This is a genomic window from Geodermatophilus sp. SYSU D00814 (genome assembly GCF_054050055.1).
The window spans coordinates 1-21,482 of the sequence record NZ_JBJGYP010000047.1; the positions used below are offsets into that span (position 1 = coordinate 1).

Annotated in this window: 17 protein-coding genes and 1 tRNA gene; 11 read left to right on the plus strand and 7 right to left on the minus strand. The window is 75.6% G+C overall.

Annotated elements, in window-relative coordinates; genetic code table 11:
• Positions 1 to 162: 162 nt before the first annotated feature.
• Positions 163 to 2,034, minus strand: a complete 1,872-nt coding sequence (dnaK, locus tag ACI780_RS22945; protein WP_456869979.1) for a molecular chaperone DnaK — start codon at positions 2,032 to 2,034, stop codon at positions 163 to 165.
• 259 nt (positions 2,035 to 2,293) lie between these two features.
• Entirely contained in the window at positions 2,294 to 3,316 is a 1,023-nt protein-coding gene (locus ACI780_RS22950) for a hypothetical protein (protein WP_457005902.1), read from the minus strand.
• A gap of 490 nt (positions 3,317 to 3,806) precedes the next feature.
• On the opposite strand from ACI780_RS22950, the gene ACI780_RS22955 reads away from it, so the two are divergent.
• From ACI780_RS22955 to ACI780_RS22965, 3 genes are all read left to right on the plus strand, one after another.
• Positions 3,807 to 6,095 carry a heterodisulfide reductase-related iron-sulfur binding cluster gene (locus ACI780_RS22955; RefSeq protein WP_457005903.1) on the plus strand — a complete coding sequence of 763 codons (2,289 nt, stop codon included), beginning with the start codon at positions 3,807 to 3,809 and terminating at the stop codon, positions 6,093 to 6,095.
• 104 nt (positions 6,096 to 6,199) lie between these two features.
• On the plus strand, positions 6,200 to 7,171 hold the full coding sequence (locus tag ACI780_RS22960; RefSeq protein WP_456869976.1) for a DUF389 domain-containing protein: 972 nt from the start codon (positions 6,200 to 6,202) through the stop codon (positions 7,169 to 7,171).
• Between the two features lie 84 nt (positions 7,172 to 7,255).
• Entirely contained in the window at positions 7,256 to 8,533 is a 1,278-nt protein-coding gene (locus tag ACI780_RS22965; protein WP_456869975.1) for an MFS transporter, read from the plus strand.
• Here the strand turns inward: ACI780_RS22965 and dcd are convergent.
• Positions 8,499 to 9,089, minus strand: a complete 591-nt coding sequence (gene dcd, locus ACI780_RS22970) for a dCTP deaminase (RefSeq protein WP_456869974.1) — start codon at positions 9,087 to 9,089, stop codon at positions 8,499 to 8,501. The genes ACI780_RS22965 and dcd overlap by 35 nt on opposite strands.
• Before the next feature lie 143 nt (positions 9,090 to 9,232).
• Between dcd and ACI780_RS22975 the strand changes: the two genes are divergently transcribed.
• The 8 genes from ACI780_RS22975 to ACI780_RS23010 all read left to right on the plus strand — a co-directional run bounded on the left by ACI780_RS22975 (position 9,233) and on the right by ACI780_RS23010 (position 18,372).
• On the plus strand, positions 9,233 to 9,811 hold the full coding sequence (locus ACI780_RS22975) for a PAS domain-containing protein (RefSeq protein WP_457005904.1): 579 nt from the start codon (positions 9,233 to 9,235) through the stop codon (positions 9,809 to 9,811).
• A gap of 1 nt (position 9,812) precedes the next feature.
• Complete coding sequence (locus ACI780_RS22980; protein ID WP_457005905.1) at positions 9,813 to 10,757, plus strand: methyl-accepting chemotaxis protein; 945 nt, start codon at positions 9,813 to 9,815, stop codon at positions 10,755 to 10,757.
• Positions 10,758 to 10,904: 147 nt separating this feature from the next.
• Positions 10,905 to 13,604, plus strand: coding sequence for an ATP-binding protein (locus tag ACI780_RS22985; RefSeq protein ID WP_457005906.1), 2,700 nt, complete (start codon positions 10,905 to 10,907; stop codon positions 13,602 to 13,604).
• A 58-nt stretch (positions 13,605 to 13,662) separates the two neighbouring features.
• Positions 13,663 to 13,733: transfer RNA gene (locus ACI780_RS22990), tRNA-Gly, on the plus strand.
• Positions 13,734 to 14,480: 747 nt separating this feature from the next.
• Positions 14,481 to 15,221, plus strand: coding sequence for an alpha/beta fold hydrolase (locus tag ACI780_RS22995; protein WP_456869969.1), 741 nt, complete (start codon positions 14,481 to 14,483; stop codon positions 15,219 to 15,221).
• A gap of 79 nt (positions 15,222 to 15,300) precedes the next feature.
• A complete protein-coding gene (locus ACI780_RS23000) occupies positions 15,301 to 16,149 on the plus strand; it encodes a putative protein N(5)-glutamine methyltransferase (protein ID WP_457005907.1) in 849 nt (282 codons plus the stop codon).
• Between the two features lie 61 nt (positions 16,150 to 16,210).
• Complete coding sequence (locus ACI780_RS23005; RefSeq protein WP_456869967.1) at positions 16,211 to 16,675, plus strand: universal stress protein; 465 nt, start codon at positions 16,211 to 16,213, stop codon at positions 16,673 to 16,675.
• Positions 16,672 to 18,372, plus strand: a complete 1,701-nt coding sequence (locus tag ACI780_RS23010; protein WP_456869966.1) for a GAF domain-containing protein — start codon at positions 16,672 to 16,674, stop codon at positions 18,370 to 18,372. The genes ACI780_RS23005 and ACI780_RS23010 overlap by 4 nt, the downstream gene beginning before the upstream one ends.
• Positions 18,373 to 18,390: 18 nt before the next feature.
• On the opposite strand, the gene ACI780_RS23015 is transcribed toward ACI780_RS23010, so the two are convergent.
• The 4 genes from ACI780_RS23015 to ACI780_RS23030 form a co-directional block, all read right to left on the minus strand.
• Positions 18,391 to 19,032 (minus strand): response regulator transcription factor, encoded by a 642-nt coding sequence (locus tag ACI780_RS23015; RefSeq protein WP_456869965.1) that lies wholly within the window; start codon positions 19,030 to 19,032, stop codon positions 18,391 to 18,393.
• A gap of 68 nt (positions 19,033 to 19,100) precedes the next feature.
• Complete coding sequence (locus ACI780_RS23020; RefSeq protein WP_456869964.1) at positions 19,101 to 20,129, minus strand: type III polyketide synthase; 1,029 nt, start codon at positions 20,127 to 20,129, stop codon at positions 19,101 to 19,103.
• 40 nt (positions 20,130 to 20,169) lie between these two features.
• Positions 20,170 to 20,946 carry a methyltransferase domain-containing protein gene (locus tag ACI780_RS23025; protein WP_457005908.1) on the minus strand — a complete coding sequence of 259 codons (777 nt, stop codon included), beginning with the start codon at positions 20,944 to 20,946 and terminating at the stop codon, positions 20,170 to 20,172.
• Positions 20,946 to 21,287, minus strand: a complete 342-nt coding sequence (locus tag ACI780_RS23030) for a DUF3140 domain-containing protein (RefSeq protein WP_456869962.1) — start codon at positions 21,285 to 21,287, stop codon at positions 20,946 to 20,948. Before ACI780_RS23030 ends, ACI780_RS23025 begins: the two co-directional genes overlap by 1 nt.
• Between the last annotated feature and the right edge of the window lie 195 nt (positions 21,288 to 21,482).

Sequence of the window (21,482 nt, forward strand, 5' to 3'; positions counted from 1 at the left end):
CATGGGCTCCCGGTGGGGTTGGTTGGACGGGTGGGGGGGGGGGGGCGGGGCGGGCGGGGGCGGGGGGGGGGTGGTGGCGGGGCGGCCCCCGCACCGCGCCGCTGACGGGGTCGATCCGCCGCTTGTCACGGATCACGACCCGCGGCTGCTCGTCCCCCTGGCTCATCGGCGGTCGCTGTCCTCGTCGACGATCTCGGCGTCGACGACGTCGTCGTCACCGGTGGGCGCCGAGGCACCCGCGCCGCCGGCCGCGCCGGGCGCACCGTCACCGGTGCCGGCGGCGCCGGCCTCGGCCTGCTGGGCGTAGAGCGCCCCGCCCACCTCCTGCGAGATGCGGGCGACCTTCTCCTGCGCCGACTTGATCGCGGCGATGTCGGAGCCGCCGAGGGCGGAGCGCAGCTCGGTCAGGGCCTCGCCGAGCTCCTCCTTCTTGTCGGCCGGGATGCGCTCGCCGTTCTCGGCCAGGAACTTCTCGGTCTGGTACTGCAGCGACTCGGCCAGGTTGCGGGTCTCGGCCTCCTCGCGGCGGCGCTTGTCCTCCTCGGCGTGGGCCTCGGCGTCGCGCATCATCCGCTCGATGTCCTCCTTCGGGAGGGCCGAGCCACCGGTGATGGTCATCGACTGCTCCTTGCCCGTGCCGAGGTCCTTGGCGTGGACGTGCACGATGCCGTTGGCGTCGATGTCGAAGGCCACCTCGATCTGCGGGACGCCACGCGGCGCCGGCGGCAGACCGGTCAGCTCGAACATGCCGAGCTTCTTGTTGTACATGGCCATCTCGCGCTCGCCCTGGAAGACCTGGATCTGCACCGAGGGCTGGTTGTCGTCGGCCGTCGTGAAGATCTCGGAGCGCTTGGTCGGGATCGTGGTGTTGCGCTCGATGAGCTTGGTCATGATCCCGCCCTTGGTCTCGATGCCCAGGGACAGCGGGGTGACGTCGAGGAGCAGGACGTCCTTGACCTCGCCCTTGAGGACACCGGCCTGCAGCGCGGCGCCGATGGCGACGACCTCGTCGGGGTTGACGCCCTTGTTGGGCTCCTTGCCGCCGGTCAGCTCGCGGACCAGGTCGGAGACGGCCGGCATGCGGGTGGAGCCACCCACCAGGACGACGTGGTCGATCTCGGCGACGGAGACGCCGGCGTCGCGGATCGCCTGGTTGAACGGCGCGCGGGCGCGGTCGAGCAGGTCCTGGGTGAGGCGCTGGAACTCGGCGCGGGTGATCGTGACGTCGAGGTGCAGCGGGCCCTCGGCCCCGGCGGTGATGTAGGGCAGGTTGACGTTGGTCGACTGCGCGCCGGACAGCTCGATCTTGGCCTTCTCGGCGGCCTCGCGGAGCCGCTGCATGGCCAGCTTGTCCTTGGACAGGTCGATGCCGTTCTGGGCGTTGAACGTCTGCACCAGGTGCTTGACGACGCGCTCGTCCCAGTCGTCGCCGCCGAGGTGGTTGTCACCGGCGGTGGCCTTGACCTCGATGACGCCCTCGCCGATCTCGAGCAGCGAGACGTCGAAGGTGCCGCCGCCGAGGTCGAAGACGAGGATCGTCTGCTCGGTCTCGCCCTTGTCCAGGCCGTAGGCCAGCGCGGCCGCGGTCGGCTCGTTGACGATGCGCAGGACGTTGAGGCCCGCGATCTCACCGGCCTCCTTGGTGGCCTGGCGCTGCGCGTCCTCGAAGTAGGCCGGGACGGTGATGACCGCGTCGGTCACCGGCTCGCCCAGGTAGGTCTCGGCGTCCCGCTTGAGCTTCTGCAGGATGCGAGCGCTGATCTCCTGCGGCGTGTAGCGCTTGCCGTCGATCTCGCCGGTCTTCCAGTCGGTGCCCATGTGGCGCTTGACCGACCGGATGGTGCGGTCGACGTTGGTGACGGCCTGGTTCTTGGCCGACTGCCCGACGAGGACCTCGCCGTTCTTGGCGAAGGCGACGACCGAGGGCGTGGTGCGCGAGCCCTCGCTGTTGGCGATGACCGTCGGCTCGCCGCCCTCCAGGACGGTGACGACGGAGTTGGTGGTCCCGAGGTCGATACCGACCGCTCGTGCCATGGAGCTGGCTCCTCTTCCGTGTGCGTGCGGGTGCTGTGCTGGGTCGTGCGGCGAGCTGGGTGTCCGCCTTGCGCGGGGTCCACTCAACTTTCCTGCCCACCCTAACGGCACTCCTCGCGCCGGTGTTCCCGGGGTCGGGGCGTCCCGTCCTCGTGACCCCGGTCACACGTGTCCGAGCCGATCCGCGCACGATCAGGTGACCTGATCGTGCTGCGTCCTGGCTCGGCGCCGACGGTGCGTCAGGACGCGTGGAGGTGAGCTAGGACGCCGGCCGGGACGACCGGTCGACGTCAGCGGCCGGGCCCTCGGGTCTGCGGACGACGGAGAAGCGCCGGGGGCCGGCTGGCGCAGCGGCCAGCAACGGGGCGATGCGGCGGGCGAGCTCCACCCGCCGCGACGGGACGACGTCGTCCTGCGCCAGCCGGACGACGCGCACCCCGAGCTCACGGATCGCGTCCTCACGGCGCTTCTCCCGCCAGAGCACCTCTCCGGGGTGCCGCCCGTCGATCGGGTCCACGTACTTGACCCGACCGTCGAACTCGATCGCCACGGCGGCGTCCTCGTACCAGGCGTCGACGCGCGCGACGAGACCCCGCGGACCGTGCAGCTCGACCTGCAGCTCCGGGGTCGGCAGGCCGGCCCCGAGCAACGCCAGCCGTCCGCGGGTCTCGAGCGGCGACTCCGCCCCTCCGTCGGCCAGGCCCAGCGCCCGGGCCGCGTTCCCGATCCCGACCCAGTGCGTGGCCCGCAGCACCGCCGCGCGCACCTCGTGGCGGGTGACCAACCCGTCGTGCAGGGCCGCGTCCAGGGCCACGACCGAGTCCACGAGGTCCCACTCACGGGCACAGTCGACGAGCGTCCGCGCCGGCGTCGTCACACCGAACGACGCGAGGTCACCGACGTCACCGGGCGGCAGCGACGCCCGCCTGACGACGTAGCCCCGCCCGCGGCGCCACTGGGCCACGTCGGTCAGCCGGACGACGTCGTCCACGCCGCGGGGCACGACCAGCCGGTGCACCCGCGCGGCCGATGCGTGGCTGACGACGGGTCCGGGACGCAGGGACACGAGGACGGCCGTGCAGTCGACGACGTGCCGGCGGGCATCCCGGGTCGCCACCTCGAGGTCCGCGGCGCGGATGTACACCCCCCGCCGCAGCCAGCACCAGCGCCCACGGCTCAGCTCGGTGCGGATCTCGTCCGGGCGGTAGCCGGCGCGCAGGGCCTCCTGAGCGGTGAACACGCCCAGCCGGGCGGACGCGATCCGTTCCAGATCCGGGTGCACGGCCGCAGTCTCCGACCTCCGAGACGCTCGCCCGAGGCCCGCACGGCATCTGTGGACAGGGACCCGCCGCCGTCCTGGCTCACGATGACGCGTCCGGGCTCACCGCCCACCGTGAGCCAGGACGCGGCACGACCAGGTCACCTGATCATGGCCCGGGCCCGACACCCCGGGTGAGGACGGTCACCGTCGCGGCCCGCGCCCGACCTGCGGCGACGCGCCCGGGGCCGGCCGCCGCAGGAGAACGGGCCGGTCACCCCGGCAGCGGGTGGGCGGTGAGCACCGTCGACGGCGTCGGAGGAGGGCGCGGCGCCCCGGGTTACCGGCGGGTAACCTGCTCTCGCGCAGCTATCGTGCTGGGTCGCGTGGGCACAGGCGCCCGCGCGCGATCCGCCGCCGGTCCGCAGGCCGGTCGACGACGGCGGCGAGACCCCTCTCGCGCCGTCCGTGCGGACGGACCAACCGACGCCGCCTGGCGTGGGGAGAGGGAATCATGACGGGCCCCCTGCAGGTCGTGCTCGGCACGATCAGCGTGCTGTTCCTCATCGTGGCGGTCGTCCTGGCCTACCGGGCGGTCCGGGCGATGGTCCGCATCATCCGCACCGGCCAGGCCGACAGCACCCGGTTCGGGCCCTTCGGCCCGCGGATGAAGACACTCCTGGTCGAGTCGCTCGGCCACACCCGGATGCTCAAGTGGTCGGCCATCGGCGCCGCCCACTGGTTCGTGTTCGTCGGCTTCTACGGCCTGTTCCTCACCCTGGTCGAGGCCTTCGGCGAGGTCTGGAACCCGGCCTTCCACCTGCCGCTGATCGGCGAGTGGAGCCTGTGGAACCTCTTCGCCGACGTGATCGGCACCGGCACGATCCTCGGGATCCTCTACCTGATCTACCGGCGCCAGAAGGACCACCCGCGCCGCCAGGGCCGCGCGAGCCGCTTCGCCGGCTCCAACGAGGGCCGCGGCTACTTCGTCGAGGCCGTCGTCCTCGTCGTCGGCGTCTGCATCCTGCTCATCCGCGCGCTGAAGATCTCCTCCGACCTCACCGAGGCGCCGGCCTGGTCGCACCCGGTCTCGGGCCTGCTGGCCACCGTGCTGCCCGACAGCCCGGACCTGCTCAGCGTCGTCGCGTTCGTCAAGATCGTCGTCTCGCTGGTCTGGCTGGTCGTGCTCGCCCGCACGCTGAACATGGGCGTGGCCTGGCACCGCTTCAGCGCCTTCCCGAACATCTACTTCAAGCGGCAGGACGACGGCGGCGTCGCCCTCGGCCCGCTGCAGCCCATGACCTCGAACGGCAAGCCGATCGACTTCGAGGACCCGGGCGAGGACGACGTCTTCGGTCGCGGCAAGATCGAGGACTTCACCTGGAAGGGGATGCTGGACTTCACCACCTGCACCGAGTGCGGGCGGTGCCAGAGCCAGTGCCCGGCCTGGAACACCGGCAAGCCGCTGAGCCCGAAGATGGTCGTGATGGACCTGCGGGACCACCTCTACGCCAAGGCCCCGTACCTGCTCGGCGCGAAGACGGCGAGCGAGACCGCACCGGACTTCGACGTCCTCAAGCCCAGCGACGAGCAGGTCTGGGCGTCGGGCTACGCCCGCATCGAGGGCACGAACGACGCCCAGGCGCACCGCCCGCTGGTCGGCACCCTCGAGGAGGGCGGGGTCATCGACCCCGACGTCCTGTGGAGCTGCACCAACTGCGGCGCCTGCGTCGAGCAGTGCCCGGTCGACATCGAGCACGTCGACCACATCGAGGACATGCGCCGCTACCAGGTCCTCATCGAGTCCAACTTCCCGTCCGAGGCCGGCGTGATGCTGCGCAACCTCGAGAACCGCGGCAACCCCTGGGGCGTGAGCCCGAGCACCCGCGAGGACTGGATCAAGGAGGTCGACTTCGAGGTGCGGATGGCCGACGGCCCGCTGCCCTACGAGGTCGAGTACCTGTTCTGGGTCGGCTGCGCCGGCGCCATCGACGACCGCGCCAAGAAGGTCACCAAGGCCGTCGCCGAGCTGCTGCACACCGCCGGCGTCGAGTTCGCCGTCCTGGGGTCGGGCGAGACCTGCTCGGGCGACCCGGCCCGCCGCATGGGCAACGAGTTCGTCTTCCAGATGATGGCGCAGGAGAACGTCGAGACCCTCAACGGCGTCTTCGAGGGCCGCGTGCCGGGCACCCGCAAGATCGTCACCACCTGCCCGCACTGCTTCAACTCCCTCGGCCGGGAGTACCCGCAGGTCGGCGGCGAGTACGAGGTCGTGCACCACACCCAGCTGCTCAGCCAGCTCGTGGAGGAGGGCCGGCTCACGCCGGTCACCCCGGTCGACCGCAAGGTGACCTACCACGACCCGTGCTTCCTCGGCCGGCACAACAAGGTCTACACGCCGCCGCGGGAGATCCTCGACAGCGTGCAGGGCCTCTCCACCCAGGAGATGCACCGCTGCAAGGACCGCGGCTTCTGCTGCGGCGCCGGCGGCGCGCGCATGTGGATGGAGGAGAAGATCGGCAAGCGGATCAACGTGGAGCGCACGGAGGAGGCCCTCGGCCTCGACCCCGACGTCATCTCCACCGCCTGCCCGTTCTGCATCACGATGCTGTCGGACGCCCTGACGTCGAAGAAGCAGAACGGCGAGGCGGCCGAGCACGTCGAGGTCCTCGACGTCAGCCAGATCCTGCTGCGCTCCATGGCCCCGGTCGGCACCCCAGGCACCGAGCACGGCGCCGAGGTCGGCACGTCCGACGACGTCGCCGGCACCGGCTCGGCCGCCACGGGCCACGGCCAGGCCTAGCCGCCCGCACCCGCACCACCCCGACGGACGCCGCCGGCGAGGAACCCTCCTCGCCGGCGGCGTCCGTCGTCCCACGGGGTCACCGGCTGCGGTAGGAACCCCCGGTGCTCCTCCACCTGCGGGTGACCGTCCCGCCCGACCGCACCGACGACGTCCGCGACCTCTTCGACCGCTGCCCCGGCACCGCCCACCTCGCCGTGGTCCCCGGGGCCTCGGTCAGCCCGCCCGGTGACCTCGTCCTCGCCGACGTCGCCCGCGAGTCCGCCGACGCCCTCGTGGCCGGGCTGCGGGAGCTGCACGTCGACCGGGACGGCGGGATCACCGTCGAGGCCGTGGACACCGCCGTGTCGGCCAGCGCGGAGCGGGCGGAGGAGGCGGCACCCGGCGACGGCTCGGACGCCGTCGTCTGGGAGCAGGTGGTGCGCACGACGGCGGCCGACTCGTCGCTGTCGGTGTCCTACCTGGCCTTCCTCACCATCGCGACGCTGCTGGCCGCCGTGGCGGTGGTGAACGACTCCGCGGTGCTGCTGATCGGCGCGATGGTGCTCGGGCCGGAGTTCGCCCCGCTGGCCGGGCTGGCCGTCGCCCTCGTCCACGGCCGGCGCTCGGTCGCGCGGGCGGCCGGCCGGGCGCTGGGGGTCGGCTTCCTCGTGGCGATCGCGGCGACCACGCTGGTCACCCTGACCGGCCGGCTGCTCGGCTGGTTCGGCCCCGAGGTGCTCACCATGGCCCGGCCACAGACCGTCTTCATCACCGAGCCCGACCACTGGTCGCTGGTGGTCGCGGTGCTCGCCGGCATCGCCGGCGTGCTGTCGCTGACCTCGGCCAAGAGCGCCGCCCTGGTCGGCGTCTTCATCTCGGTGACCACGGTGCCGGCCGCGGCGGACATGGCGGTGTCGCTGGCCCTCGGCAGCGGCGACGAGTTCGCCCGCGCGGCGCTGCAGCTGGGCATCAACCTGGTCGGCATTGTCGCCGCCGCGGTGGTGACGCTGGCCCTGCAGCGGGTGCTCTGGCGGCGGGTCCCGCAGATCGTCCCGCGGGTGCAGACCACCGCCCGCACGGAGCTGCGCGCCTGACCGGCGTGACCGGTTGCCCGGCGTGACTGGTTGCACAGTGCACCCGGTTGCGGACGGGGACCCGGTGGAGCGCACCATCGAACGGTGACCCGCACGGCCGCCGCTCCCCCGACCGCCCCGGACGCCACCCAGCGACGCCGGGGGCTGGTGCTGGTCGCGGTGGCGATCGTGCTGACCGCGGCGAACCTGCGGACGGCGGTCAGCTCGGTCGGGCCGGTGCTCGCCGAGCTCGAGGCGGGCCTCGGCGTCTCCAGCGCCGCGGCCGGCGTCGTGACCACCATGCCGGTGCTGTGCTTCGCCCTCATCGGCTTCGCCGGCCCCCCGCTGGCCGCCCGGTTCCCCGACGCGCACGTGCTCGCCGGCGCGCTGTCGACCATGGCCGCCGGGCTGGTGCTGCGCGCCGTCGTCGACTCCTTCCCGCTGTTCCTCGTGGGGACGGCGCTGGCCATGGTCGGCGGGGCGCTGGGCAACGTGCTGCTGCCCGGCCTGGTCAAGCGCTGGTTCCCCGAGCGCACCGGCCTGCTGGTGGGCGCCTACAGCGCGAGCATGGCCATCGGCGGCGCGGTCGCGGCGGTGAGCACCGCACCGATCGCCGCCGCGCTCGGGCAGGACGGCTGGCGCTGGGCGCTGGGCATCTGGGCGGTGCTCGCGCTGGCCGCCGCGCTGCCCTGGCTGGTCACCCCGCGCCGGCCGGGCGCCTCCCGCGGCAGCCACCGGTCGGTGCGCATGGCCCCGCTCCTGCGCAGCCCGCTGGCCCTCACCCTCGCCGCCTTCTTCGGCCTGCAGGCGACCCAGGCCTACGTGGTGATGGGCTGGTCGGCGCAGTACCTGCGCGACTCCGGCCTGAGCGCCGCGACCGCCGGCCTGCTGCTCGGCATCAACTCGATCGTCGTCATCCCGGTCAACGCGGTCGTCCCCTCGCTCACCGTGCGGCAGCGGTGGCAGCGGCCGCTGCTGCTGGGGTTCATGGCCTGCTACGCCGTCGGCTGGACCGGGCTGTGGCTGGCGCCGCGCACGATGCCGTGGCTGTGGATGAGCGTGCTCGCCGTCGGCATGGGGACCTTCTCCATGGTGCTCACGCTGCTGGGCCTGCGCGCGCGGACGCCGGAGACGGTGTCGGCGCTCTCGACGGTCACCCAGGGGTGGGGTTACGTCCTCGCCGGCGCCGGCCCGCTGCTGGTCGGCGTGCTCCGCGGGGCCACCGGCGGGTACGGCGGCATGTTCGTGCTGATCGCCGTCGCCACCGTGGGCCTCACCGTCACCGGGTGGCTGGTCACCCGGGACCGGTACGTCGACGACGAGGTGCCCGGCTGGTCGCCCGCGGCGGTCAGCCCGGCGGCCGCCGGGTCTCCGCGCGGGTGAAGTTGCGGAAGGACCGCGACGGCGTCGGGCCGCGCTGGTCCTGGTAGCGGGAGCCGTAGACCGCCGAGCCGTAGGGGTGCTCGGCCGGGCCGGTGAGCCGGAACAGGCACAGCTGGCCGATCTTCATCCCCGGCCACAGCGTGATCGGCAGGTTGGCCACGTTGGACAGCTCCAGCGTGATGTGGCCCGAGAACCCCGGGTCGACGAAGCCCGCCGTGGAGTGCGTGAGCAGTCCGAGACGGCCCAACGAGCTCTTCCCCTCGAGTCTCGCTGCCAGGTCGTCGGGGATCGAGACCACCTCGAGGGTGGAGCCGAGCACGAACTCGCCCGGGTGCAGCACGAACGGCTCGTCACCGTCGGGCTCGACCAGCGTGGTGAGGTCGTCCTGCTGCTGCGCGGGGTCGATGTGGGTGTACCGGGCGTTGTTGAAGACCCGGAAGTAGCGGTCCAGCCGGACGTCGATGCTCGAGGGCTGCACCAGCCCCGCGTCGTGCGGCTCGATGCCGAGCCGCCCCTCGGCGATCGCGGCGCGGATGTCGCGGTCGGACAGCAGCATGGCGCGGAGTCTAGGGACGCGACCGCGCCGGCCCCGCGGACCGCCCGTCGGGACCTTGGTCCCGACCTGTCCCTCTCGGATCGTGTCCCGGCGGCTCGTGCCGATACCCGGGGCACGACCGACCGACGCAGGAGGACACCGCGTTGCTGGACACCCACCCCCGGACCGCGGTCCCCCGTCCCCGCCGGGCCGCCGTGCGGCCGACCGGTGAGGAGCGGTCCTTCGGGGCCGACGAGCTCATCGTCTCCAAGACCGACGGCCGCGGGGTCATCACCTACGCCAACGACGTCTTCCTGCGGGTCGGCGCCTACTCCCTCGACGAGGTCGTCGGGCAGCCGCACAGCCTCATCCGGCACCCCGACATGCCGCGCGCGGTGTTCTCGCTGCTGTGGGAGACCCTCGCCGCCCGCCGCGAGCTGTTCGCCTACATCCAGAACCTCGCCGCCGACGGCGCCTCCTACTGGGTGCTCGCGCACGTCACGCCGTCCCACGGCCCCGACGGCGCGGTGGTCGGCTACCACTCCAACCGGCGCCGGCCCTCCCGCCGGGCGCTGGACCGCGTCCGCCCGCTGTACCGGCAGCTGCTCACCGAGGAGCGCCGGCACCCGACCGCCCGCGCCGCCGTCGCGGCGTCCTCGGCGCTGCTCCACCGGCTCGTCGCCGAGCAGGCCGCGTCCTACGAGGACCTCGTGTGGTCGGTCATCAGCCAGGAGGAGGACTGACGTGGGCCGCACCCGCACCGACGCCGGCGAGCTCGAGGTCGTCCGCGCGTTCGTCCGCCGGCTGACCGAGACCTGCGAGGCGGCCGCCCGCGGCGACCTCGAGGCCCGCGCCGTCCCGGTCCCCGGCTCCGAGGCCGTCCCCGACCTCGTGGCGCTGCAGCACGGCGTCAACCGGGCCCTCGACGTCAGCGACGCCTTCGTCCGCGAGTCCCGCGCCGCGCTGACCGCCGCCGCCGAGGGCCGGTACCACCGCAGCGTGCTCCGCACCGGCCTGCAGGGCGCCTACCGGCAGGCCGCCACCGACATCAACACCGCGCGCGACGCGATGCGGACCACCGCCGCGCGGGTCACCGACGCACAGACCTCGCGGCTGCGGCTGGCCGACGACTTCGAGTCCGTCGTCCTCGCCATGAGCGAGCAGGTGGCGACGGCGGCGACGGAGATGAGCGCCTCAGCTGCGGGCCTGACGACGGCGTCGTCGGCGGCGACCGGCGCGGTCGGCGACGCCTCGGCCACGCTGACCTCTCTGACCCGCACCTCCGCGGAGATCCGCCAGGTCATCGCGCTCATCGAGTCCGTCGCCGCGCAGACCCGACTGCTGGCGCTCAACGCCACCATCGAGGCGGCGCGGGCGGGCGAGGCCGGCACGGGCTTCGCCGTCGTCGCCTCGGAGGTCAAGGACCTCGCCGACCAGACGGCGCGGGCCACCGAGCGGGTGACCGCGCAGGTCGAGGCCATCCGCGCCGCCTGCGACGAGGTCACCGCCGTCATCGGCTCGGTGGGCACGACGGTGGGCGAGATGAACGGCCTCGTCGACGGCATCGCCGCGGCGGTCGACGGCACGGCGTCCCTGGGGACCGCGGGCACCGACGTCACCGGCCTGTCCCAGATGGCCGAGCGGCTGCGGTCGGAAGCCACCGGGTTCCTCGCCGAGATGCGCCGGTGAGGGGGCACCCCGGCCGGGGGACGGACCCGGCGGGCTCCCAGCTGCCGGATGTACCGTGCACGCAGTCGGTGGCCGGTGCGGCCACCAGGTCCTGACGCCGCCGTGGGCTCCCCCCTGCGCCGGCGCCGCCGTGTCCGGGAGGTGTGCGTGGCCCCGGAGCCCGCCGTGGGGACCGGGGCCCGCGGCACCGGGGCGCCGGCCGTCGAGGACGTGTTCGCCGGCGGCAGCGAGAACGGCCGGCTGATGGCCGACCTGGACTGGTCGGCGACGCCGGTCGGGCCGGTGGACACCTGGCCGGCGAGCCTGCGCTACGCCATCCGCACGGTCCTGGTCTCGCGCTTCCCGATGATCCTCACCTGGGGCCCGGAGTACACCCAGTTCTACAACGACGCCTACGCCACGCTCATCGGCGCCAAGCACCCCGCCGCGCTCGGGGAGGACCTGCGGATCACCCTCGCCGAGGGCTGGGCGGCGCTGCAGGAGCCGGTCGAGCGGGCGATGGCCACCCGCGAGGCGTCCTGGATCCCGCAGCTGCTGCTGCTCCTGGAGCGCGCCGGCTACCGCGAGGAGACCTACTTCACCGTCTCCCACGCCCCGGCCTTCGGTGACGACGGCGAGGTCGCCGGCATGCACGGGGTGTGCACCGAGGTCACCGGCCAGGTCGTGGCCGAGCGGCGCCAGCAGCTGCTGCACGAGGTGTCGACGGCCGCCGGCCGCCGCGAGGACGAGCGCGACCTCGCCGTCGGCGTCTGCGCGGCACTGGCCACCGACCCGCTCGACGTGCCCTTCGCCGCGGTCTACCTCACCGAGGACGGCGGGCCGCGGCTGCGGCGCGCGGCCACGGTCGGCGTCGACCCCGGCCTGCTGCCCGAGGCCGCCCGCGGGGTCGCGCACCTCGGCGACGTCGCCGTCGCCGGTCTCGGCGTCAGCGGCGGGCCGTTCGCCGACCCGGTCACCGAGGCGGTGGTGCTGCCCCTGACCGCCGGCGCGGGTCGCGAGCCGGTCGGCGCGCTGCTGGTCGGCGTCAGCCCGGCCCGGGCGCTCGACGAGGAGTACCGCACCTTCCACGAGCTGCTGGCCGGGCAGGTCGCCGGCGCCGTCGCCGACGCGCGCGCCTACGCCAGCGAGCGCGCCCGCGCCGAGGCGCTGGCCGAGCTCGACCGGGCCAAGACGACGTTCTTCGCCAACGTCAGCCACGAGCTGCGCACGCCGCTGACGCTGCTCCTCGGCCCGATCACCGACGCCCTCGCCGAGTCCGGCGCGGACCTCCCCCCGGCCGTCCACGACCAGCTGACCCTCGCGCTGCGCAACGGCCAGCGGCTGCAGCGGCTGGTCAACGACCTGCTGGAGTTCGTGAGCATCGAGGCCGGGCGGACGGCGCCGGTGCGGGTGGCCACCGACCTCGCCGCCGACACCGCCGAGCTGGCCGGCGTGCTGCGCGCGGCCGCCGAGCGGGCCGGGCTGACGCTGACCGTGGACTGCCCCCCGCTGGGCCGGCCCACCGCGGTCGACCCCCGCATGTGGGAGAAGATCGTCCTCAACCTGGTGGCCAACGCCGTCAAGTACACGTTCGTCGGCGGCATCACGGTGGCCCTCACCGCCGAGGACGACGACGTGGTGCTGCGGGTCACCGACACCGGCGTGGGCATCCCCGCCGCGGAGCTGCCGCACCTGTTCGACCGGTTCCACCGGGTCGCCGACTCCCCCGCGCGCAGCCGGGAGGGCACCGGCCTGGGCCTGGCCCTGGTGCGCGAGCTCGTCGAGCTGCACGGCGGGACCGTCGGGGTGGAGAGCCGGCCCGGCGAGGGCAGCACCTTCACCGTCCGGCTGCCCGCCGGCGAGCCGGACACCGACGCGGCTCCCCCGCCGACCACGGCTCCGGTGCGCGCGGCGGCGCTCACCCCGTGGGACGACGACCTGGGCTGGCGGGCCCGGACCGCCGACCCGGCCGGCCCGCTGGGCACCGTGCTCGTCGTCGACGACAACGCCGACATGCGCGCGTACCTGACCCGGCTGCTGTCGCCGTCGTGGGTGGTGCGGACGGCGGCCGACGGCACGCGGGCCCTGACCGACGCGGCCGCCGCACCGCCCGACGTCGTGCTGACCGACGTGATGATGCCGGGGCTGGACGGCTTCGCGCTGCTCAAGGCGCTGCGCGCGGAGCCCGCCACCCGAGCCGTGCCGGTCGTGATGCTCACCGCGCGGGCCGGCCAGGAGGCGGCCGTCGAGGGCTTCGACGCCGGGGTCGACGACTACCTGCCCAAGCCGTTCGAGTCCGCCGAGCTGCTCGGCCGGCTGCGGGCGGTGCTCGAGCGCGCCCGGGGCCGGCGGGAGGCCGGGCCGCCGCCGGCTGCCGCCGCCGTCCGGCCGGGCCCGTCGGCGCCTCCGCCGCCACGCCCCCGCCCCGGCGGGCGGGCCGGGCTGCCGTCGGTCCCGCCGGCACCGGCGCCGGCCGGGCAGGACGGGGACGGCGTGGCGCAGACCTGGCGCTTCCCGTCGCGGACGAGCTCGATCCCGCCGCTGCGGCGGCGGCTGGCCGCGCTGCTGGCCGAGGCCGGCCTGGACGACGCGCGGGCCTACGACCTCGTGCTGGCCGCGTGCGAGGCGGCCACCAACGCGATCGAGCACGCCCAGCACCCCACCGAGCCGGTGATCGAGGTCCGGGTGGCGGTGCGCGACGGCGAGGTCGAGATCGCGGTGCACGACACCGGACAGTGGCGGGAGCGGACGTCGAGCATGGACCGCGGCCGCGGGTCGATGCTGATGAGCGCCGTCGCCGACGTCACCGCCGTCCCCGGCCCGGCCGGCACCACGGTGACCATCCGCAGCCCCCGCCCGGAGGGGTGACCGGGCCTGACCGATCGCCGGGCGGCCTTGCTAGGCTGAGTGCGGCCTCCGGGCCACCGCGGGTGTAGTTCAATGGCAGAACATCAGCTTCCCAAGCTGACAGTGCGAGTTCGATTCTCGTCACCCGCTCTCCGGCCGCGGTGCGCGGCACCTCCCCTCCTCTCCCCTGCCGCCGCGGCGCGTGTCGCGGGAGGGTGACACGTGGCCGACCGCACGGCCGACGTCGTGGTCGTCGGCGCCGGGATCGTCGGCTCGCCGGCGCTGCTGGTGCGCCTGACCGCTCCTCCGGGACTGGTCCGCACACTGGTCGTCACTCCTCGCCTGGAGGTCCGCCAGGCCGCGGGCGGCGACCTGCTGGTGGCCCGGGTGGTCGACGGTGGGACCACCCGGGAGGACCTGCGGCGCGCCGGGGAGGAGGCACGCGAGCGCATCGCCGCCACCTCCACCGGCGCGGACGGCGTCCGCCCGGCCGGCGTCCGGGTGGGCACGCGACCGGTGCCGGCCGACGGGTCGCCGGGTCATCGGCCCCCTGCCCGGGGTGGCGGGCGTCCACCTGGCGGTCCTGCACTCGGCCGTCACCCTGGCCCCGGTCGTCGGGCGGCTGGTCGCCGCGGAGGTGGTCTCCGGCGTCGACGCCGTCGAGCTGCGCGCCCTGCGGCCGGGCCCGCTCCCTCGCCTGAGTCAGATGACTCACCCCGTCCGCGGACGGCGGCACGGCCCCTCCTCCGGGCCGGTCCCCGGCGCGGGCCGCTCGCCTCGCGAGAGCGGCGCGTCCCGGGTGCCGGGAGCGACGGGCGCAGAGTCGAACGACCGATGCCCGGCCCCGCGCCGGTCCCCAGGCTCGTCCTGCGTCCGTCGATCCAGGAGGAGACCCCCATGACCCAGGCACCGTCCGCCACCGGCTCGGCCCCCACCGTCGCGCTCGTCCACGGCGCGTTCGCCGACAGCTCCGGCTGGAACGACGTGGTCGCCCAGCTGCTCACCGCGGGGGTACGGGTCCAGGCGATCTCGAACCCGCTGCGGGGCATCGAGCACGACGCCGCCTACGTGGGCAGCGCGCTCGGCCAGATCCCCGGCCCCGTCCTGGCCGTCGGCCACTCCTACGGGGGCGCGATCATCACCAACGCCGCCCTGCGGGCCGGCAACGTCGTCGGCCTCGTGTACGTCGCCGCGTTCGCCCCGGACGAGGGCGAGGCCCTGCAGGAGATCGAGGCCGACTCCCGGGACAGCGTCCTGAACTCGGCGCTGCAGCAGTGGCAGTACCCCGGCGAGGGCGGGCAGACCGAGGTCGAGCTCGCCATCGACCCCGAGCAGTTCCACGACGCGTTCGCCGCCGACGTCTCCGAGCAGCAGGCGCGCGTCATGGCCGCGACCCAGCGCCCGATCTCCGCCCGCGGGTTCAGCGAGCGCACCGGCACCCCGGCGTGGCGCAGCCTGCCCTCCTGGGCGGTCGTCGCGACCGGGGACCGCGCCGCCGGCAGCGACGTCGTGCGCCGCATGGCCGAGCGCGCCGGGGCCACGATCACCGAGGCCGAGGGCTCGCACGTGATCATGGTCAGCCAGCCCAAGGTGGTCACCGACGCCATCCAGCAGGCGCTGGCCACGCTCACGGCGTAGTGCCGGGACCGGGCCGTCGCGACCCGCCCCCGTCGCGACGGCCCACCCTGCGGCACGGGCACCGGAGTCGGGGTCCACAGTGGGCGGGTCCCCCCGACTCCCGGAGGCCCCGCTGCCCGTCGAGCTCCCGCCCGGCGCCCTCGCCGACCTCGTCGCCCGGCTCCGCGCCGCCGGCTGCGTCTTCGCCGAGGACGAGGCCCGCCTGCTCGTCGAGGCCGCCGCCGGTCCCGCCGACCTCGCCGCCCGGACCGCCCGCCGCGTCGCGGGCGAGCCGCTGGAGCACCTCGTCGGCGCCGTCGTGTTCTGCGGGCTGCGGGTCGCCGTCGGCCCGGGCGTCTTCGTGCCCCGCCAGCGCACCGCGGCGCTGGTCGCGCGGGCGGTGGCGGCGGCCCGCGCCGTGCGGGGACGCCGGCCGGTCGCCGTGGACCTGTGCTGCGGCTGCGGCGCGGTCGGGCTGGCGCTGGCCTCCGCCGTCGACCTCGCCGAGCTGCACGCCGCCGACGTCGACCCCGCGGCGCTGCCGTGGGCCCGGCGCAACCTCGGCCCGGTCGGCGGGACGGTGCACGGCGGGGACCTCTACGACGCCCTGCCCGGCCGGCTGCGCGGCCGCATCGACGTCCTGGTCGCCAACGCCCCCTACGTGCCCACCGCCGCGATCGGCCTGCTCCCGCCCGAGGCCCGGCTGCACGAGCCGCGCACGGCCCTGGACGGCGGCGGCGACGGGCTGGCGGTGCACCGGCGCATCGCGGCGGGCGCACCGGACTGGCTGGCGCCCGGCGGGGTGCTGCTGGTGGAGGTCGGCGAGGACCAGGCCCCGGTGCTCGCCGCGGTGCTCGCGCGGGCGGGCCTGCGGGCCGGCACCGCGCCGCCCGAGGAGGACGGGACCACGGTGGTGACCGGCGCGCTGACCGGCCATCCGTCCGGATGAGTTCCGTTGACCGGGCCCTTGGGCCCTGTCCGATCGGGCAGGAGCCGGTCAGTATCCGGATATGGCCGCCGATCCGCCCGTCGAGCCTCCTGTCGAGCCGATCCGGCTGCTCCCCCTGCTGCCGCGCCGTCCCGGGCCGTCGTTCGTCGTCGACGTCGACGGCTCCCCGACCGGGCACCGCGCCCTCGTGTGGGCGCTGCGCGAGGCCGCCCGCCGCGAGGGCACCGTGCTCGCGGTGGCCGCCGTCGAGCCGCCCGCCGGTGACCCCCTGCCCGGTCAGCGCCCCTCCGACGTCGACGCCCGCGAGGCCGCCCTCGCGCGGGCCGACGCCGCGGTGGTGCGGGCCATCGCCGAGACCGGCGTGAGCGGTCGCGTCCGCACCGTCGCGGTGGACCGGCCGCTGCTCGACGCGCTGGGCACCGCCGCCCGTGGGGGCGACCTGGTGCTCGTCGGCGCCGGCGGCCGCACCCTCCTGCGCCCGGTGGCGCCGCGCTTCCCCGGCCGTCGCCTCGCCTCCGGCGCGTGAGCGCCCCTCGATTCCGCCCGGCCTCCTCCGGACGGGCCCTGACCCCGCCCGATCCCGAGGACGTCCCGGCCGGCGAGCCCGCCCTCGCCGCCGCCGTCCGCGCCGTGGCCGCCGGCGGCCGCCTGGAGGCGACGCTGCACGCCATCGTCGAGGCCGCGGTGGCACGGGCGGACGCCTGCTACGGCGCCCTCGGGGTGCTCTCCCGCGACGGCCGGCGGGTCGACCGCTTCGTCATCGTCGGCATGGACGCAGCGACCCAGGCGGGCATCGGCCGGCCGCCCGCGGGCGCCGGGATCCTGGGCCTGCTGGTCGACCAGCCGGTGCCGCTGCGGCTCGACGACCTCGGGGCGCACCCGGCCTCGGTCGGCTTCCCCGAGGGCCACCCGCCGATGGCGTCGTTCCTGGGCGTCCCGGTGCGGGTCCGCGAGGAGGTCTTCGGCAACCTCTACCTGACCGAGAAGCGCTCCGGCGGGTCGTTCACGCCGGCCGACGAGGAGGCCGTGCTGGCGCTGGCGGCGGTCGCCGGGCTGGCCATCGAGAACGCCCGCCGGGCCGAGGTCGCCGAGCGGCGGCGGGCGTGGGTGCAGGCGGCGACCGAGGTGTCGACCGCCCTGCTGTCGGGCAGCGCGCTCGAGGAGGTCCTGCAGACGCTCGTGCGCCGGGCCGCCGACCTCAGCGACGCCGACGGCGCGGGGCTGCTCGTCCCGGAGGAGGACGACCCCGGCGCGCTGACCATCGTCGCCGCGACCGGCCCGGCGTCGGCGGACCTCGAGGGCGTGCGGGTGCCCGTGGAGGGCACCCACGTCGGCCGCGTCCACCGCTCGGGTCGGGCGGAACTGCTCGACGACGTGCGCGCCGGGCCCGGGCCGGGGCGGCCCGCCGAGGTGGCGGTGGAGCTGACCACCGGTGCCCGCTCGGCCGTCGTCGTCCCGCTCGGCCCGGCCATCGGCACGATCGTGTGCCTGCGCGCCGCGGACCGGGAGCCCTTCGACGCCGAGGTCCTCGACGCGCTGGCCGCCTTCGCCGCGCAGGCCGCGGTGGCCCTCGAGCTGGCCCGCAGCCAGCGCCGCGAGCGCCAGCTGCAGGTCCAGGCCGACCGCGAGCGCATCGCCCGCGACCTGCACGACCACGTCGTCCAGCGGATCTACGCGACGGCGCTGAGCCTCGACCGGGTGGCCCGCTCCCTCGGGGAGGTCGACCCCTACGCGGCCCGCCGGGTGGAGCGCAGCGTCGACGAGCTCGACGAGACGATCACCCAGATCCGCTCGGCGATCTTCGAGCTGCACGACCGCGAGGCGCCGCCGGCGGCGCTGGGACGGCGGCTGGCCGAGGTCGTGGCGCGGGTGACCGAGGGCTCCGGGGTGCAGCGCCGGGTGGAGCTGCGCGGCGACGTCGACGGGCTGTCCCGCGCGCTGGCGCACGACCTGCTGGCGGTGGTGCGCGAGCTGGTGAGCAACGTCGTCCGGCACGCGGCGGCGACCCTGGTCCGGGTCACCGTGGACGCCGGCTCGGCCCCCGGGGACGACGTCACGGCATCGGTCGCCGACGACGGCCGGGGGCTGCCCGCGGTCCCCGTCCGCAGCGGCCTGGCCAACCTGGAGGAGCGCGCCCGGCGCCGCGGCGGCACGCTCACCGTCGCCAGTGACCGGGGTGGGACCGCGGTGACCTGGCGGGCGCCGCGGACCGGCGGCGCCTGAGGCCGGCGGGCCGGCCGCTCAGCCGCGGGGACGCCGGCCGCGCAGCTCGGTGGCGAGGATCGCGGCCTGGGTGCGCCGCTCGAGCCCGAGCTTGGCCAGCAGGTGGCTGGTGTAGTTCTTCACCGTCTTCTCGGCCAGGCCCATCCGGTCGCCGATCTGCCGGTTGGTGAGCCCCTCACCGATCAGCCCGAGCACGGTGCGCTCCTGCTCGGTGAGCCCGGCCAGCCGCCGGTCGGCGCCGTCCCGGGACGGGCGCCCCGGGGCACCGACGAGCGTGCCGCCGGTCGCGACCGTGTGCACGGCCGACACGAGGTCGGCCCCGCGGACCTGCTTGACCAGGTACCCGGCGGCGCCGGCGGCCACTGCCGCGGCCACCGCGTCGTCGTCGGCGTAGCTGGACAGCACCAGGCAGGAGCAGCCGGGCACCCGCTCCAGCAGCGCGCGGACGACGTCGGCGCCGTCGCCGTCGGGCAGCCGCATGTCGACGATGGCGACGTCGGGGCGGACCGCCGGACCGCGGGCGAGCGCCTCCGCGGCGGTCCCGGCCTCGCCGACGACGACCAGCGCGGGGTCGTCCTCCAGCAGCTCGGCGACGCCGCGGCGGACCACCTCGTGGTCGTCGACGAGGAACACGCGGATCGAGCGCGGGACAGCGGCCACGGGTGCCTCCCCTCCCTGACCGTCTCGGCGGTCACAGAGGGTAGCGCCGACGTGGGCCCCGCGGGGCGTCAGACGGGCAGCAGCAACGCTGCGTACAGGGTCAGTCCCGGACCGAAGGCCATGGCCACCACCGGGCCGTCGACGTCGGCGAGCTCCTGCAGCACCAGCAGCACGGTGGCCGAGGAGCAGTTGCCGTGCTCGGCGAGCACCCGGCGCGAGGCGCCGATCTGCTCCTCGGTCAAGCCGAGCTCGTCCCGGGCGACGTCGAGGATCCGCGGGCCGCCGGGGTGCACCGCCCAGCCGGCGACGTCCTCGACCCGCAGGCCGGCCCCCTCGAGCAACTCGGCGACCACGTCGCCGACGTGGCGGGAGAGCACGTCGGGGACGCGGGGGGACAGCCCCATGCGGAAGCCGAGGTCGGTGACGTCCCAGGTCATGTGGTCGGCGGTCGACGGGTCGGTCCGGGCCACCACCCCGGCCAGCCGCCGCCCGCGCCCGGCGCCGGGCTCGACGACGACGGCCGCGGCGGCGTCGGAGAACAGCGCGTGCGCGACCACCTGGTCGAGGTCCCGCTGCGCCGGCTGCACGTGCAGGCTGGTCAGCTCGCAGCACAGCAGCACCGCCGGGCGGGAGCGGGCGGTGACGAAGTCGCCGACCGCCGCCAGGCCCGGGATCGCCGCGTAGCAACCCATGTGCCCGACCAGCAGGCGCTGCAGCCCGGGCGGCATGCCGAGGTCGCTGGCCAGCCGGATGTCCAGGCCCGGGGTGGCGTAGCCGGTGCAGGTGGCGACGGCGAACAGGCCCACGTCGCCCGGCGCAAGCCCGGCGGCGTCGAGCGCCCCGGCGACCGCCTGCTTGCCCAGCGGCAGCGCCTCCTGGACGTAGCGGGCCATGCGCGCCCCGGTGCCCCACGAGCTGAGGTCCTCGTCGACCGGGTTGGCCACCGCGTGCCGCGTGCGCACCCCGGCGCTGGACCAGATGCGGCGGGCGGCGCGGACGCCGGCGTAGTGGCGGGCGAAGAAGCCCTCCCACGCGGCGTCCTGGTCCAGCGTCGTCGGGAGCGCCGCTCCGGCCCCGGTCAGGACCGCGGCGCTCACCCGCGCGGCCCCGGGACGAACGGGCTGCTCACGTGCGGGGTCACGACCCGACCGTACGGCCGGGGGTCGCGACCCGCTCCCGGAGGGGTGGCCCGCCGCTCGGCGGGGCGGCGCGCTTGCGGCCGTACCCGGCGAAGATGACGGCCGTCGTCCGCAGCGGCCGCATCCGGACGACGTCGCGGCGCCCCCGGCGCCAGGCGACGACGTCGCGCACCGACGGGCGCAGCCCGACCAGCCGCAGGTCCAGCCCCAGCCGGTCGGCCGCGGTCAGCAGCCGCCGGCGGTCGACGAAGAGGGCGGGGTCGTGGATGCCCGGCGGCGGCCCGCCCGGCAGCCGCTCGGCGATGCGGACCGCGATCACCTCCGCCAGCCGGGTGGCGGCGATCGCGTCGAGGACCAGCGTCCCGCCCGGGCGCAGCAGCCGGGCCGCCTCGGCCAGCACCGCGACGTCGTCGTCGACGTGCTCGAGGACCTCCCCGGCGACGACGACGTCGGCGCACCCGTCGCACAGCGGGACGGCGAGCACCGAGGCCCGCACCGGCAGGACCCCGTGCCCGGCGGCGACGGCGAGCCCGGCCGCCCCCAGGTCCACCCCGACGTGCCGGTAGCCCAGCCGGGCGGCGTACGGCGCCATGAGCCCGCCGCCGCAGGCGAGGTCGACCAGCAGGGCGCCGGGGCGGGCTGCCTGCGGGATGTGCTCGGCGCGCGAGGCGGCGAACCAGTGCAGCATGGCGAAGCCGCCGGAGGCCTCCCACCACTGGTCGGCCAGCTCGTCGTACTGCGCGGGGTCGTTGCGCCGGGGGTCGTCGATGCGCATCACTTCTTCAGCGGGTCGTGACCCCAGTTCATCAGCGAGTAGCGCCACCTCGACGTCTCGACGTCCTCCTTCTGCGGCTCCTGCGCCAGGTGCCGCTGGACGTAGCCGTGGACCTTGCGCATGTGCGCGTAGTCGTCGTCGGTGAGGTCGCCCTCCTCCGCGCGCAGCAGCTCGACGATCCGGCGGCCGGACTCGTGTCCCGTCGACTCCCCCGACCCGCCGCTCTTCTGCCCGACCGACTGCGACTCGTCGGTCTGCAGCCAGCTCTCCAGCTCCGCGGCGCTCATGTTCACCGCCTCGCCGAACTCCCTGCGGACGGTGTCCCTGTCGTCGTCGGCCACGGCTCCTCCTCGGTCGCGTCCCCGGGGGCGGTACCTCCTTCCCGACCACGGGAAACGGGTGCCGGGACGGCCGGGCGGGTACGACGCGGAGGTGACCGGCGACGGGACGGCGACGCGGGACGAGCGGCGGGGACCACAGGTGTCGGCGGCGGGGGGGGGGGGGGGGGGGGGGGGGGGCGGGGGCGGGGGCGGGCG

Coding starts and splice junctions, on each gene's coding strand:
- dnaK (WP_456869979.1), bottom strand. CDS start 2,034: ATGGCACGAGCGGTCGGTATCGACCTCGGGACCACCAACTCCGTCGTC.
- ACI780_RS22955 (WP_457005903.1), top strand. CDS start 3,807: ATGACGGGCCCCCTGCAGGTCGTGCTCGGCACGATCAGCGTGCTGTTC.
- dcd (WP_456869974.1), bottom strand. CDS start 9,089: ATGCTGCTGTCCGACCGCGACATCCGCGCCGCGATCGCCGAGGGGCGG.
- ACI780_RS22995 (WP_456869969.1), top strand. CDS start 14,481: ATGACCCAGGCACCGTCCGCCACCGGCTCGGCCCCCACCGTCGCGCTC.
- ACI780_RS23005 (WP_456869967.1), top strand. CDS start 16,211: ATGGCCGCCGATCCGCCCGTCGAGCCTCCTGTCGAGCCGATCCGGCTG.
- ACI780_RS23025 (WP_457005908.1), bottom strand. CDS start 20,946: ATGCGCATCGACGACCCCCGGCGCAACGACCCCGCGCAGTACGACGAG.